The 14,446-nt window shown below is 37.0% G+C and carries 14 protein-coding genes; all 14 read left to right on the top strand.

Annotation, left to right across the window (positions count from 1 at the left end; genetic code table 11):
- Nucleotides 1-36: 36 nt before the first annotated feature.
- The 14 genes from BM012_RS07965 to BM012_RS07900 all read left to right on the top strand — a co-directional run bounded on the left by BM012_RS07965 (nucleotide 37) and on the right by BM012_RS07900 (nucleotide 14,334).
- Complete coding sequence (locus tag BM012_RS07965; protein ID WP_061805140.1) at nucleotides 37-1,008, top strand: glycosyltransferase family 2 protein; 972 nt, start codon at nucleotides 37-39, stop codon at nucleotides 1,006-1,008.
- Nucleotides 1,001-1,387, top strand: a complete 387-nt coding sequence (locus BM012_RS07960; protein WP_061805141.1) for a GtrA family protein — start codon at nucleotides 1,001-1,003, stop codon at nucleotides 1,385-1,387. Before BM012_RS07965 ends, BM012_RS07960 begins: the two co-directional genes overlap by 8 nt.
- A gap of 33 nt (nucleotides 1,388-1,420) precedes the next feature.
- Nucleotides 1,421-2,311, top strand: a complete 891-nt coding sequence (gene galU, locus BM012_RS07955; protein WP_061805142.1) for a UTP--glucose-1-phosphate uridylyltransferase GalU — start codon at nucleotides 1,421-1,423, stop codon at nucleotides 2,309-2,311.
- A gap of 156 nt (nucleotides 2,312-2,467) precedes the next feature.
- Nucleotides 2,468-2,794: a DMT family transporter gene (locus BM012_RS07950; protein ID WP_061805143.1), complete on the top strand. Its 327-nt coding sequence runs from the start codon at nucleotides 2,468-2,470 to the stop codon at nucleotides 2,792-2,794.
- Between the two features lie 422 nt (nucleotides 2,795-3,216).
- Nucleotides 3,217-4,224: an ADP-ribosylglycohydrolase family protein gene (locus BM012_RS07945; protein ID WP_235606177.1), complete on the top strand. Its 1,008-nt coding sequence runs from the start codon at nucleotides 3,217-3,219 to the stop codon at nucleotides 4,222-4,224.
- An 11-nt stretch (nucleotides 4,225-4,235) separates the two neighbouring features.
- Complete coding sequence (locus tag BM012_RS07940) at nucleotides 4,236-5,624, top strand: purine-cytosine permease family protein (protein WP_061805145.1); 1,389 nt, start codon at nucleotides 4,236-4,238, stop codon at nucleotides 5,622-5,624.
- Complete coding sequence (locus BM012_RS07935; protein ID WP_061805146.1) at nucleotides 5,605-6,519, top strand: PfkB family carbohydrate kinase; 915 nt, start codon at nucleotides 5,605-5,607, stop codon at nucleotides 6,517-6,519. The genes BM012_RS07940 and BM012_RS07935 overlap by 20 nt, the downstream gene beginning before the upstream one ends.
- A 242-nt stretch (nucleotides 6,520-6,761) precedes the next feature.
- Nucleotides 6,762-7,799 (top strand): XdhC family protein, encoded by a 1,038-nt coding sequence (locus BM012_RS07930; RefSeq protein ID WP_061805147.1) that lies wholly within the window; start codon nucleotides 6,762-6,764, stop codon nucleotides 7,797-7,799.
- Entirely contained in the window at nucleotides 7,796-8,392 is a 597-nt protein-coding gene (locus BM012_RS07925) for a nucleotidyltransferase family protein (protein ID WP_061805148.1), read from the top strand. Before BM012_RS07930 ends, BM012_RS07925 begins: the two co-directional genes overlap by 4 nt.
- Nucleotides 8,389-9,282 carry an FAD binding domain-containing protein gene (locus BM012_RS07920; protein WP_061805149.1) on the top strand — a complete coding sequence of 298 codons (894 nt, stop codon included), beginning with the start codon at nucleotides 8,389-8,391 and terminating at the stop codon, nucleotides 9,280-9,282. The genes BM012_RS07925 and BM012_RS07920 overlap by 4 nt, the downstream gene beginning before the upstream one ends.
- Nucleotides 9,282-11,534: a xanthine dehydrogenase subunit D gene (gene pucD, locus BM012_RS07915; RefSeq protein WP_061805150.1), complete on the top strand. Its 2,253-nt coding sequence runs from the start codon at nucleotides 9,282-9,284 to the stop codon at nucleotides 11,532-11,534. The genes BM012_RS07920 and pucD overlap by 1 nt, the downstream gene beginning before the upstream one ends.
- Entirely contained in the window at nucleotides 11,531-12,061 is a 531-nt protein-coding gene (locus BM012_RS07910; RefSeq protein ID WP_061805151.1) for a (2Fe-2S)-binding protein, read from the top strand. Before pucD ends, BM012_RS07910 begins: the two co-directional genes overlap by 4 nt.
- A gap of 185 nt (nucleotides 12,062-12,246) precedes the next feature.
- Nucleotides 12,247-12,762 (top strand): BclA C-terminal domain-containing protein, encoded by a 516-nt coding sequence (locus tag BM012_RS07905; RefSeq protein WP_082802615.1) that lies wholly within the window; start codon nucleotides 12,247-12,249, stop codon nucleotides 12,760-12,762.
- A gap of 144 nt (nucleotides 12,763-12,906) precedes the next feature.
- Nucleotides 12,907-14,334, top strand: a complete 1,428-nt coding sequence (locus BM012_RS07900; RefSeq protein ID WP_061805152.1) for a phospholipase D-like domain-containing protein — start codon at nucleotides 12,907-12,909, stop codon at nucleotides 14,332-14,334.
- The last annotated feature ends 112 nt before the right edge of the window (nucleotides 14,335-14,446 follow it).

Below are 14,446 nucleotides of genomic sequence, written 5' to 3'. Positions count from 1 at the left end.
TTTTACAAATTCTATTCATAGGAGGTTATAAATGAGATGGAACATATAAAATATTCGATTATTATTCCTGTTTATAATGAAGAAGAAGTTATTGAAACAACGTACGAACGTTTAAGTAATGTCATGCATTCTACAAAAGAAAAATACGAGCTTTTATTTGTAAATGACGGAAGTCAAGATAAGACGGTAGAAATTTTGAAAGAGATTAGCTTACGTGATTCATCTATTAAACTAATTGATTTTTCAAGAAACTTTGGTCATCAAATTGCGATTACAGCAGGAATGGATTATGCAAAAGGAGAGGCGGTTGTTGTAATTGACGCAGATTTGCAAGATCCCCCAGAACTTATCCTCGATATGATTGACAAATGGAAACAAGGGTATGAAGTTGTATATGCAAAAAGAACAAAGCGAAAAGGAGAAACATTTTTTAAAAAGCAAACAGCAGCCATGTTTTATAGAACGCTCCGATCTATGACAGACATTGACATTCCTATTGACACAGGAGACTTTAGACTTATTGATCGTAAAGTATGTGAGCAAATGAAAGGTCTTCAAGAAAAGAACCGATTTGTTCGTGGGCTTGTTAGCTGGGTTGGTTTTCGTCAAACAGCTGTTGAATATGAACGTGATGAGCGAGCTGCAGGCGAAACAAAATATCCCCTAAAAAAAATGTTAAAGTTATCTCTTGATGGGATTACATCGTTCTCTTATAAACCATTGAAATTAGCAACGTATGCGGGTTCTCTTTTTTCAGGAGCAGGATTTGTTTACATGCTGTATGTTTTATATTTGAAATTCTTTACAGAGAGTACTGTAACAGGTTGGGCTTCACTTGTTATTATTCAGCTATTTTTTAGTGGGGTTGTGCTCATTCTTCTTGGCGTAATTGGAGAATATATCGGACGCATCTATGATGAATCAAAAGGTCGACCTTTATATATTGTGCGTGATATATATAGTGCAGAAACGTCTGTAAAGAAAGAGAAGCAAATGATTCATGAATAAAGGAAGAACGTTTATCAAGTTTTGTATTGTGGGAGCTTCTAATACGATGATTGATTTTCTCGTTTTTACCCTTCTCGTTTTCGGGGGTATGCCAGCTGTTCTTTCTCAAGTAATCTCTTATAGTTGCGGGCTTTTTAACAGCTATATCCTAAATCGGAAATGGACGTTTAAACAATCATCTAAAGCTCAAAGAAGTGAACTATTCCGCTTTGTTCTCATCAACATGCTAACGCTTTTAATAACAATGAAATGTTTGCTTTTATTTTCAGAACAATTAGGATGGTCTCTTTTGATCAGTAAGGGTGGAGCTACCATCATCGGTTTGGGGATCAACTTTATAGGAACGAAAGCGTGGGTATTTACAGCACAAAATGGATAGAAAAAGAAATCAAATAAAATGGAGGAGAAAAAGATGAAGAAAGTAAGAAAAGCCGTTATTCCAGCAGCAGGGTTAGGTACTCGTTTTTTACCTGTTACAAAATCAATACCAAAGGAAATGTTGCCGATTGTCAACAAACCGACAATCCAAATTATTGTAGAAGAAGCGCTGAAATCGGGAATTGAAGATATTATAATTGTGACAGGAAAAGGAAAACAAGCAATTGAAAATCATTTTGATTATGATGCTGAGCTTGAAAGACATTTAAGTGAACAAGGAAAAGAAGAACAGCTTAATGCCATTCAACATGTTTCAAACTTAGCTAATATTCATTATGTTCGTCAAAAAGAACCAAAAGGTCTTGGCCATGCTATTTCTTGTGCTCGCACTTTTATTGGAGATGAGCCATTTGCAGTCCTTCTTGGAGATGATTTAACTTACTCTGAAGAACCTTGCTTGAAACAGCTCATTAAGCAATATGAGAAAAAAGAGTGTTCAGTTGTTGGCGTTCAGCCTGTCCCAACCGAAGAGATCAGCAGATACGGAGTGATAGATCCGGCTGAGAAAGAACACCGCCTTTATAGGGTAGATTCATTTGTTGAAAAACCGCAGCCTGAAGAAGCTCCTTCAAATTTAGCTATTATTGGTCGCTATGTTTTTACACCAGAAATTTTTACTTACTTAGAGAAACAGAAAGAAGGAAAAGGAGGAGAAATTCAGCTCACAGATGCTATTGAAGCAATGAATGAGTTACAATCTGTTTTTGCTTATCAGTTTGAAGGACAAAGATATGATGCAGGCGAGCCGCTCAGTTTTCTTTTAACAAACATTTCTTTCGCCTTAGAAGATAAGGAGCTTCGGGAACCAATGTTGAAGGAGCTTAAAAAGCTGATCGAAAAAAGTGAACTTCATCATACATCCTAATGTAAAAAAACACGAAGTTGTTGGATTTTTTAACAACTTTGTGCTTTTTTTGTGAACAACACCAATTTTGAATAAAAACACTAGCGTAGTCTTGCTCACATGTGATACGATTTTCTTCGGAAAAATGTTATAGGAAAGATGAATGAGGTGATGATTGTGCAACCTTATTTCTATTTAGCTCTAGCTATTATTTTAGAAATTATCGGCAGCTCTATGCTTAAATCGTCAGCAGGATTTACGAAGCTTATCCCAAGTATAGGAGCCGTTGCTGGCATAGGAGCTGCTTTTTATTTTCTTTCTCTATCTCTTCAAAACATACCATTAAGTATGGCTTATGCTATTTGGTCTGGCGTTGGTACGGCTCTTACAGCTCTTGTTGGCATTATGATTTGGAAAGAAAATATAAGCATATATAGTGTAATAGGAATTATCATGATTATTGGTGGAGTTATTGTTTTAAATATGAAAGCTGCACCACATTAAAAACGCTTAAGCTCAGTTGCTTAAGCGTTTTTTAGTCACCCGACAACCCCGCCGACCTGGTTAAGTGTCCCGCAACAAGCGAATAATATGGGGAGCGGGTGACATATATAGCGTGTGTAAAACACGCAAAAATATACTTCCCTTTTTTCTTTCTATCTAAACTCTTTTTTATTTGAAAGATAAAAAGTTCAACTTTAATTTAATTTTTAATGAATTCATAAAGGATAATAAAAAAACAAATTTCAGAATATTGTAATTTTTTAGATAAAAAGTAGAAAATTAAGATAATTTGGCAAAAAAGCAGGGGAAATAAAATAATTGTCTAATTTAAGTAGATGGGAAAGAGAAATGACATTTGATGGTAGAAAAATAAAGAAGATAATTTAGTAATAAAATGAGTGACAAACATGGGGGAACTGGTAGTGGACATATTAATGGATAAAACATTAGGAGCGCTATATGGTTTAGCAATTGGCGATGCAATGGGAATGCCTGGGGAACTCTGGAGCAGAAGGAGAATTAAACAACACTTTGGTAAAATTGATACGTTTATCTCAGGACCACAAGAAAATGAAGCTGCACGCTACTATAAAAGCGGACAATATACAGATGATACAGCCCAAAGCATCGCTATTTTAGATGCTTTAATTGAGTGGAATTTTATCCCATCAACAACAGCAATTGCCGATCATCTTATTGAGTGGGCTGAAAAAAATCAAGCTTTTGAACACAATATTCTTGGCCCAAGTTCAAAAATAGCGTTACAAACAATTCGGACAGGGGGGAATGCTTCTCCTGTTACAGCGAAAGCTGAAACAAACGGAGCAGCAATGCGAATTGCTCCTATCGGATGTCTCATTCCATCTACTTGCATGGAAGAAATTGTAAGGTATGTTTATGAAGTTAGTCGAGTAACGCATGGGTCAGATGTTGCTATTAGTGGAGCAGCCATGATTGCGATGGCTGTTAGCGCGGCGTTTGAAGATTGCAGTTGGGAGGAGATTATACAAAAGGTAAAAGATACTTATAGTTGTTCTCTTAGCTTATATGGGACAGAAACATTTAGTCCATCATTAAAAGCAAGACTTGATCTTTGTTTGCAATATGCAGAGAAATTTAAGAATGAAGAAGACGCTTTTGCTGATCACCTTTATCATATTATCGGAGCAGGGACATTAACGTGTGAATCCGTGCCAACAGCTTTAGCTTTGGCGTATTATACAAAGGATGTTCATAAATGTAGTATCATGTGTGCCAATTTAGGAGGAGATACGGATACTATTGGAGCTATGGCAACAGCAATATGCGGAGCGAAGGTAGGAATTACAGGAATTTTACCAGAATGGATTGAGACGATTAACAGAAGCAATGGAGTCGATTTTACTTACTATGCTGAACATCTTGTGAAATATCGAAGATTTCATTATTAAGGGGGAGGAAAATGAGTAAACCATCTTCATCTATTTTTTTGTCACCTTCTGAGCGATCGGGAAAACCAAAGGAACTTTTTTTTATTTGGTTTGCAAGTAATATTGGAATTTTAGGTGTTGTATACGGCACAATGATTGTAGGATTTGGCCTTAGCTTTTTTCAATCGCTGCTTGCGGCTATGCTTGGATCGTTATCTTTTATTCTTGTTGGATTAACAAGTATTGCGGGTAAAAATACGGGAGCAAATATGCTGACGTTATCTCGAGCCGCTTTCGGAAGAAAAGGAAACTATTTTCCAACGTTGATGGTGTGGATGAGTTTTGTTGGTTGGCTTGCTGTTAATGTTATTACAGGGACTTTAACATTGTTGTCATTACTTAATGTTTGGGGTTTAAATACAACGTCGTTATTAACAGTTGTCAGCCTTTTTGCTTTTTCTCTTCTTGTTTTACTTTCAAACTTATTTAGTCAAAAGGTACTTGTAAAAGCTCAAACCATTTTCACATACGTTTTTGGTTTGTTAACTCTTTTGGTAATAGCCTTACTTATCCCGAAAACAAACTGGCAAGCTTTGTTTCAAATAAATAACGGGGATTGGTTAACGTCTTTTCTTCCTGCTGTTTCTATTATTATTGCAGGAACTGGCATTGGATGGGTAGGGGCTGGTGCTGATTATAGTCGTTATCAACATCCTAAAACTTCTTCTCAATCCGTTGTTATGAGCGTAACTTTAGGAGCGTTTTTTCCGTTATTTATCATTATGAGCGCTGGTATTTTAATGACCACGTCGGTTCCGTCATTAGGAACAGCGGATAATCCAATTAATGTAATTAGTCAAGCTCTTCCATCTTGGATGACGGCTCTTTATTTTCTTACAGCTTTAGGTGGGTTAATTCCACAAGGTATTTTAAGTTTAAAATCAGCGCGTACAAATTTACAGACGTTAGATATTCATGTGAAAGACTCCACAGCGGTTTTTATCCATGCTATCATTATTATTGCTCTTCCTGTGTATGTTTTGTTTTTCTCTCAAAATTTCCTAGGAGATTTTCAGGTTTTCTTAGGGCTAGTCGGAATTGGGTTAGCTTCTTGGGGAGCTACGTTTCTTGTTGATTTTGCTCTTGTTCGGAGGGAATTTGGGTATGATGAAAAACTGTTGAGCAACAAGGCAGAGGCAATAAATCCAGCGGGACTTTTAAGTTGGTTGATAGGAATCGCAGCAGGTCTGGCGTTTACGAATACGTCATTTTTTACTGGGCCATTTGCAAGAGGGATTTTTGAGGATAGTAGTTTAGGTGTATTATTAGCATTTATTGTGAGTGGAGTTGTACAAGCTGTTTTAGTAAATGTGCAATCTTCAAAGAGTAGAGGTGTAGAAAGTGGAAAAATGGCAAAATGAAGACACGAACGAGCCTGGACCGAAAGGAAAGGTACTTATTATCGGTGCAGCTATTATCGATGTAATCATTAAAGTAGCAGAGCTTCCTAAAAGCGGTCAAGATATTTTTGGAAGAGCGGATCAAGTGACGGTTGGTGGTTGTGCTTATAATGTATCAAGTGTGTTAAAACAGCTTTGTATTCCACATGACTTACTTATTCCTGTTGGAGAGGGGATTTGTGCAAAGGTCATTAGAGAGGAGCTTCTGAAAGAAGAATATCCGCTTCTTATTGAAGAACCATATGACAATGGCTGGAGTTTATGCATTGTTGAAGAAGGTGGAGAACGAACGTTTATAACTATACCAGGGATTGAAACACAGTGGAGAGAAGAGTGGTTTCAAGTTATTGAAATTGAAACATACGACTACATTTATATATCAGGATATGAATTAGAAGGTCCTTCAGGCTATATCGTGACAAAAGCGCTTGAAAAGCGGAAGAAAGAAGCTAAGCTAATTTTTGATCCGAGTCCAAGAATCAATTTTATCGATGAAAGCGTTATAAAAAAAGTTTTGACGAAAGGAACAATTGTTCATTCAAATAAGGCAGAACTTCTTTGCTTAACAAGTGAAAGCTCTGTTGAAGACGGAGCACGCGCTATTTTTGATAAAACGGATGAACCTGTAATTATCACATTAGGTGCTGAAGGAACGTTCTTTTACACAGAAGAAGAAAGTGACCTTATTCCATCAGAGCCTGCCCTTGTCGTTGATACAATCGGTGCAGGAGATTCGCATCTTGCTTGTTTTATTGCAGGTCTTGCTGTTAATTTGTCGTTAAGAGAAGCATGTGCAGTTGGAAATGGTATTGCAAGGCTTGTTGTACAGCAATCAGGTAGTAAACTTGTTTTATAAAGGAGACGATGCGAATCTCGCATCGTCTCTTTTTTTAGTGATTTTTTCTAAAGAGAAACAATACAAATTACATTTTCTCCAAAAAGAAAGAATTATTGTTAAAAGATATGACAATGGTGAGGTTTGAATTTAGAATATCGTCTATGATTTATAAAAGATTACTAAAGAAATCATTTTTCGTAAGGTTATATAACATAATTTGCGTTTTTTGAAAGGGAACAGGAAGGAAAGGAGAAAGAGGGATGGAGAATATATACGACATTCTAGCTTTGTTGAAATGTTCTAAACAAAAAGCTGTTTTAGCTACTATTATCGAAGTAGAAGGATCATCATATCGCAAGGAAGGAACTTCAATGCTCTTATTGGAAAATGGAGAAAAAGCAGGGGTTTTAAGTGCCGGCTGTTTAGAAGAAGATTTATTTCAACGTGCTGCAGACTTCTTTGGAACATCAAAATCGGCTACCCTTACATTTAACATGAAGAGCGAAGATGACTTGCTATGGGGAACCGGAGCTGGATGTAATGGAATCATTCACGTGCTTGTTCAAGGAATAGATGAAAAACTGCGTGAGCATTTACTAATGCTTGAAGAATTTTTAAAACAGAGCAAAACTGTAACTGTTGTGAAGAAGATCACGCACGATTTAAGAGTTTCTCACTATCTGTTTATTTCAGAAGATGAATATGTTTTTGGAGAGTGGGAAGGAGCAGTTTCGCCAAATGTAAAAAAACTGATGTTATATGGAAAAGAAAAGAGTGGTGTGGCATTTTTTAACGAACATGCCTCATATGTATATGTTCACTGTTTTTATCCAAAACCACGACTTCTATTATTTGGAGGTGGAGAAGATGCTATCCCCCTTGCAAAACTTGCAGCTCAAACTGGTTTTTCTGTTACAGTAACAGATTGGAGAAGAAGTTTTTGTCACAGAGAAGCGTTTCCTCTTGCAGATGAGCTCATTGTCTCTTTTCCACATGAAGTGATCAATAAAATGACTATTCAGTCTAAAGACTTTGTTGTCATCCTCACCCACAATTTTCAACGTGACCAAGAAATTTTATCTCTTCTAGAAAAGAAACAGCTTCATTATGTAGGAGTACTAGGATCTGCAAATAGAACGAAGCGGCTCTTTGAAGGAAGAGACGTTCCCCCTTATATATACAGTCCAGTTGGTCTCTCAATTGGAGCAGAAGGACCTGAAGAAATTGCTGTTAGCATTGTAGCGCAGCTTGTACAGCAACAGCGTTTAGCTGTGAGAGAAAGCCGTACATCAGCATGAAAATAGTAGGAATCTTTTTAGCCGCAGGTTCTAGCAGGCGAATGGGGGTAGATAAATTATCTTTACCTTTTCAAACCTCTACCATCGGGAATACATCTCTTTCACATGCTCTTTTATCTCAACTTCATACAATTATCGTTGTTCACCGTCCAAATGATCATCTTTTTTGGATGAACGAAAGGGATAAAAGAGTTCGTTTAGTTTCTTGTATAAGAGCTGAAAAAGGGCAGGCATATTCATTAAAGTGCGGTGTGCAAGAAGCGATACATCAACAAGCAGATGCAGTTGTTGTTCTTCTGGCAGATCAGCCTTTTGTAACTCCTGCAATGATTAATCATTTAATGTTCACCTACTCTAAGCAACCATTCCTTTCCTTTATTGCCCCTCGTTTTCAAGGGATGATGGCGCCTCCTATCTTATTTACGGCTAGTATGTTTTCTCTTCTTTTAAGCTTAGAAGGAGATACCGGAGCTAAGAAAATCTTGAAAGACAGACGTGATGGTCTCTTTCTTTTCTATAAGGAAAAGAAGTGGCTCTATGATATTGATACAAAAGAAGCATATGAACATGTTTTGGGGGAAAGGAGCAAATGATGATTAACGAAGCAATGACAAGCACACCGTATGTTTGGGTGCCAAATACAATTACAGAAGCTCTTGATATGAAGAGAAAGCTAGGGCTAAAAGCAGAATTTATTGCAGGAGGTACCCTCCTTCAAATTCAATGGGAAAAAAGTGGAGAGATGCCGAAGCATTTAATTAGTTTAGAAAACATAATAGAACTTACAGGCATTACGGAATGTAAAGAAAAAGAACTTTCTATTAGACTAGGCTCTCTCTCAACTCTCTCTCATTGTCTTAAAAATGCCCTTATTAAAAAGTACGCTCCTCTCTTACAAGAAGCTCTTAGAGAAATCGGCTGTGTTTCTGTTCGGAACAGAGGAACAATTGGGGGAAACATAGCTGGTGTTTATGGAGATCTTCTTCCTCTTTTGGTTGCACTTGATGCAGAAATTGAAGTATTTACTTCAAAGGGTTATGAACAAAAGAAAATCGTGAAATGGTTAGAGGAGCGGAAACTTAATCGTATCTATGAAGAAATAGTAACGGCCATTTATCTTAAAAAGCAATATGAATCCACCTTTTATCAAAAAGTAGGCGGCAGGGAAGCTTTTACACTTTCAACGCTAACAGTTGCTGGGTACATCGAAAAAGATAAGAAAGAAATAAAGGAAGTTCGTCTTGTAACAGGCTATGCAAACAATGAGACAAAGCGCCTTTTTGATTGTGAAGACTGGATTAAAAGAAAGGTGAGAAAAAGAGAAGATTTAAGGTCATTAAAAGAAAAGATAAAAAAAGAATTTCGCCCTTATACAGATGGTATTGCTTCTGGGACATATCGCCAAAAGCTTGCTTGTAACATTATTGAAGCAAAAGTACACAAAATTTTATTTGGCGAGAAGATGAAAGGGGAGGGGCTTTGATGAACGAAACAATAAAAGACAGAGTTCGTCCTGATGGAAAAGAGAAAGTAACAGGGGAACTTAAATATTTAACAGACTTAACTTTTCCAAATATGCTGTATGGAAAAGTACTCAGAAGTAAGTATCCTCATGCAAATATCATCTCAATTTGTACGAAAAAAGCTGAAGAATTAGCAGGAGTAAAAGCGGTTGTAACAAGTAAAGATGTGAAGGGAATGAATCGATTTGGAATTGTTTTTCCTGATCAACCGGTTTTTTGTGAAGAGCGAGTTCGCTATATAGGAGATGCTATCGCAGCGGTAGCGGCTGAAAGTGAAAGGATAGCCGAACAGGCGTTAGAGCTTATTGAAGTATATTATGAAGAGCTTCCTATCATTTCTAGTCCAGAACAAGCCTTAGAGAAAAGTGCTGTAAAACTTCATCCAAATGGCAATGTTTTATATCAAGCACAGTATGAAAAAGGAGATGTTGAAGAAGGATTTGCAAACTGTGACGTCATTATTGAAGAAACATATAAACTTCCTAGGCAAGCCCATCTTTATATGGAAACAGAAGGAGGCGTTGTTGTTCCAGAAGAGGATGGAAAGATTACGGTTTACATGGGAACACAGCATGGCTACAAAGATCGTTTTCAGCTTGCTCGCATTCTTGCCATTCCCGAACAGGATATAAGAGTTGTTTCAAGTCCAATGGGAGGATCTTTTGGCGGGAAGGATGAGCTCAATGTGCAACAATATGGAGCAATTCTTGCCCTGAAAACGCAGCAACCTGTGAAAATTCATCAAACTAGACGTGAATCTATTCGTTCAAGTATAAAACGCCATCCAATGAAAATTAGGATGAAAACAGGGGCAACAAGAAAAGGGAAAGTGCTTGCTCAAGAGACAAATATTATAGCAGATACAGGAGCATATGCAACATTAGGGCCAGCAGTATTGGATTTTGCAGTTGAACACGCTATAGGTCCTTATCTTATTCCACATGTTAAAACAAAAGGAGTTTCTGTTTTTACTAATAATGGTGTAGCAGGGGAGTTTCGGGGGTTTGGAGGAAATCAAATTACGTTTGCACTTGAGGGTCAAATGGATCGTTTAGCTGAGGAGCTTAAGTTAGAACCTCTTCAAATTCGAGCTCAGAATCTTAGAGAAACGTTCGATCCAGGCCCTTTAGGTCAAAAAATTGCGCCAACAGATGGAGCGCGAGATGTGCTTTGTGCTATTGGAGAATCGCCTATTTTACAAAAAGATAGAAGAAGAAAAGAAGGAAAGCTAATTGGAGTAGGAACAGCTATAACAATGCATGGTGGTGGGTTAGGTTTTGGGCGACTTGATGCAGCAGGTGGACGACTTTCTTTAACGAAAGATGGAGAAATTGAAATATCTTTTGGATTTGAAGAATGTGGGCAAGGATTGCTATCTGTCATTGAAAACATTACAACAGAGGAGCTTGGGTGCGCTCCAGAAGACTTGAAAATTGTGATTGGAGATACTAAATATGTTCCTTCTTCTGGATCTTCAACGGCGTCAAGAGGCACAAGTATGGTATGGCAAGCAATTCAAAGAATGAAAGGAGAATTTAAAGCTCAATTACTACAAGGAGTTTCTCAATTTCTCAATTTGCCGACAGATCTCCTTTTATTAGGAGCAGGAGGGGTATGGTATAAACAAGGCGAGTGTGAACATAGTCTTTGTCTAACATACAAAGAAGTGGCTGAGCGCGTTTTTTCCCCCAGACTCCCTCGTGTTGAAACTCATTTTCATTTTCCAACAACTCCTGACGCTGTTGTTGGAGGTCATTTTCTATACGCATTCGGGGCTGTTGCGGTTGAAGTTGAAGTAGACGTTATAACAGGAATGGTAAAAGTGTCAAAAATGGACCATGCTATTGCTGCAGGGCCTGTTATAAGCGAACGAGGTTATCAAGGGCAAATTGAAGGAGGAGCGGCAATGGCTCTTGGCTATACGCTAATGGAAGATTCACATATATGTAGTGGGTTATATACAAGAGATAACATTGACACGTACCTTATTCCAAGTATTTCAGATGTGCCTCTTCAAATGAACATAAGCAAAATTGAAACTCTCTATAAAGAAGATAGCTATGGTCCTCGAGGCGTTGGAGAAATCGGAACAATTGCTGTTGCTCCTGCTATTGCGGCAGCTGTTTATGATGCTATCAAGTGTTTTGTAAACAAACTCCCTCTTCAACCTGAAAATATATTAGATCAACTTGAGGAAGGAGTGAAAAAATGAGCTACGAAAAAATAGAAAAGCGTAATTTGAAAGAAGAACGAGAAAAATTAAAGCTTACTTTTTCTGTAAATGGTGAAGAGTTTACAATCACTGTTTCTCCAACAAAAAGACTTGTTGATATTTTGCGAGATGATCTCTCTTTAACAGGTACAAAAGTTTCGTGTGGAATTGGTAGGTGCGGAGCATGTTTGATTTTAATGGATGGGAATTTAGTGAATTCCTGTTTATTGCTCTCTTATCAAGTTCAAAATGCGCACATTACTACAATTGAGGGATTAAAAAAAGGGGATTTAGATATTTGTCAAAAAGCTTTTTTAGATGAAGGTGGGTTTCAGTGTGGATATTGTACATCAGGAATGATTATGGCCACTAAATATTTGTTTCAAGAAAACGAAAATCCCACAGATTGCGAAATTAAAGAAGGCTTGTCTGGGAATCTTTGTCGCTGCACGGGGTATGGAGGAATTTACAGAGCAGTTGATAGCATCAAAAGAACGCTTGATTCTCAACCAAAGATAGAATCATAGTGTAATCGCTTCACTATATTCTTTTATTTTTATAGATGAAAAATGTGTTTCTTCATTTTTTATTTTCGCTTATATTCTATTTTTTCTCTGTTCATTTTTTAGTAGGTTAAATACCGTTTCGTCCTTCACTAAGTTGAATAAATTATAAGAGCTAAATAAATGTACGAAGTGGAGGAGGAAGACAGGTGTCAGGGATAAATTTTTGTGGACCTCTAGGCAACTGTGGGGGGGAAGGAGCGACGGGGGCAACGGGAGTAACGGGGACAACAGGTACTAGTGTAACAACAAGTGGAATATTTGCTTCAAACACGCTTGGATCTATTATTGTTGTTGCCCTAGGTGGATCAACAAATATTCGCCTTCCAAACAACCAAAGTTTAGGAAACTTTATCGTAAGTATAAATGATACAGTTTTCACTGTTCCTGAAACAGGTCGCTATTATATTACGTATCAAATTAATACAACAGTTGGCCTTGGTCTTGGCGCTGGAGCGAGAGTAACGGCAAATGGAACGCCTATTCCAGGTACAATCCTAGTTCCGGCTGTTAGTAATGCGACATTTTACAAAGATTGTATTGCACCGCTTACAGCAGGGAGCACGCTTTCTCTTCAGCTTTTTAGCAGTATTTTATTAACGGATACCCTGATATCTGGTGGAGGAACAATCGGAGCTTCTCTCAATGTAATAAGAATTCAATAGGAAAATGAAGAAGACCTTGCTCAAGTTAAAGAAGGTCTTTTTAACATGTACAGCTATTCTGACAAAAAGAGAAATTTATCGTATAAAATAGCTCTTTTTTATAAATTATAAGAAGAAATTGAAACATAAAGAGATGAAAAAAATATGAAAGCAAAAAGCATAGTGAAAGGACTAGTATTTGTTTTATTTTTATATGTTACATACGCTATAGTAACAGCAGTTGCTTTGTTTTATCTTCCTATTGAAAAAAATGATGAAGATAGTAGAAGTACAGCTCATGTTTGGAAAGAACAGCATTCTAAAGATGACCGGGTTCTGCTCCTTGAAGACGGTTATAACTCAGGAATTGCTCGAATAAAGATGATTCAAGAAGCAAGGGATTCAATTGACATTGCCTATTATTCCATTGGAAAAGGAGAATCTACTGATTTCGTTTTAGGAGCGCTGTTTCAAGCAGCAGACCGAGGGGTGCGTGTACGCGTGCTTTTGGATAGTATTTGTCATAATTTACGAGGAAAAAGAAGTGATGTTCGCTATGCTTTAGCTTCGCATCCGAACATTGAGCTAAAATATTATGAGCCATTTACACTATTGAAGCCATGGACATGGAATAATCGCCTTCATGACAAAATAATGATGGTAGATGAGGATTTAGCCATTATTGGAGGGAGAAATATAGGAGACAAGTACTTGGCGAAGACTCCTTCTGATGATTTTGTTTATGATCGGGATACGATAGTATTTAATGAGACACAGCGCAAAGATAGTGTTATCATTCCAATGAAAAACTATATGAATGAACTGTGGAAACATCCCTATACAAAGACTGTTTTCCAAGATATTTCAGAAAGTGAAAAAGAAAAGGGAGAACGTGTGAGAGATCGTTTGAAAGATAAATATCAAAAAGCAAAAGAAATTCAGAATGAATTTGTGAGTCCACTTTTTCAGTGGAAAACATCAACAGTGCCTGCTCATAAAATTGCTTTTATTCATAATCCAATCGAACGGTTTCATAAAACACCTGTTGTTTGGGAAAGTTTAATCTCACTCGGAAAACAAGCTCATACTTCTATGGTTATTCAAAGTCCGTATATTGTTCCAACTAAAAATATGGAAAAATATATGCCTCGTAAAAGAAATGAAAAAATAGAGACAACCATTCTTACTAATTCGTTAATTTCTACGCCTAATGCTCTTGCTTTTGCGGGATATATGGCATCAAGAGATCGTGTTGTTCAAACAGGATCTACGATTTATGAATATGGTGGACCACATTCTATACATGGAAAGTCCATTGTTTATGATCAAAGTCTGAGCGTTGTTGGGTCTTTTAATATTGATTCACGTTCAGTTTTCTTAAATACAGAATCTGTTCTTATTATTGATAGTAAGGCATTTGCATCAGAGTTAACGAAAGCTATTGACGATAAAGTAGAGCATAGTGCACTTATAGCGAAAGATCAACAGTATGTACGAAAACCTTATGAAGAGAAACAAAAAGCACCTTTTTTAAAATCTACATTCCTTCGTGCACTTTCCAAAATGACTGTATTATGGAAAGAGCTTATTTAACTCACATATTATAAATGCCTAAAACCCTTATCAGCTTTGATAAGGGTTTTTTAAGGTTTATGTAAGGTTTACATTAAAATGATGTAAGGTTCGGCATCTATAATCGTTCTTG

This window comes from Priestia endophytica DSM 13796 (genome assembly GCF_900115845.1).
GTDB lineage: Bacteria > Bacillota > Bacilli > Bacillales > Bacillaceae_H > Bacillus_I > Bacillus_I endophytica.
This window is presented reverse-complemented; position numbering and strand designations above follow the sequence as displayed.

Coding starts and splice junctions, on each gene's coding strand:
- BM012_RS07965 (WP_061805140.1), top strand. CDS start 37: ATGGAACATATAAAATATTCGATTATTATTCCTGTTTATAATGAAGAA.
- BM012_RS07960 (WP_061805141.1), top strand. CDS start 1,001: ATGAATAAAGGAAGAACGTTTATCAAGTTTTGTATTGTGGGAGCTTCT.
- galU (WP_061805142.1), top strand. CDS start 1,421: ATGAAGAAAGTAAGAAAAGCCGTTATTCCAGCAGCAGGGTTAGGTACT.
- BM012_RS07940 (WP_061805145.1), top strand. CDS start 4,236: ATGAGTAAACCATCTTCATCTATTTTTTTGTCACCTTCTGAGCGATCG.
- BM012_RS07930 (WP_061805147.1), top strand. CDS start 6,762: ATGGAGAATATATACGACATTCTAGCTTTGTTGAAATGTTCTAAACAA.
- BM012_RS07925 (WP_061805148.1), top strand. CDS start 7,796: ATGAAAATAGTAGGAATCTTTTTAGCCGCAGGTTCTAGCAGGCGAATG.
- BM012_RS07920 (WP_061805149.1), top strand. CDS start 8,389: ATGATGATTAACGAAGCAATGACAAGCACACCGTATGTTTGGGTGCCA.
- pucD (WP_061805150.1), top strand. CDS start 9,282: ATGAACGAAACAATAAAAGACAGAGTTCGTCCTGATGGAAAAGAGAAA.
- BM012_RS07910 (WP_061805151.1), top strand. CDS start 11,531: ATGAGCTACGAAAAAATAGAAAAGCGTAATTTGAAAGAAGAACGAGAA.
- BM012_RS07900 (WP_061805152.1), top strand. CDS start 12,907: ATGAAAGCAAAAAGCATAGTGAAAGGACTAGTATTTGTTTTATTTTTA.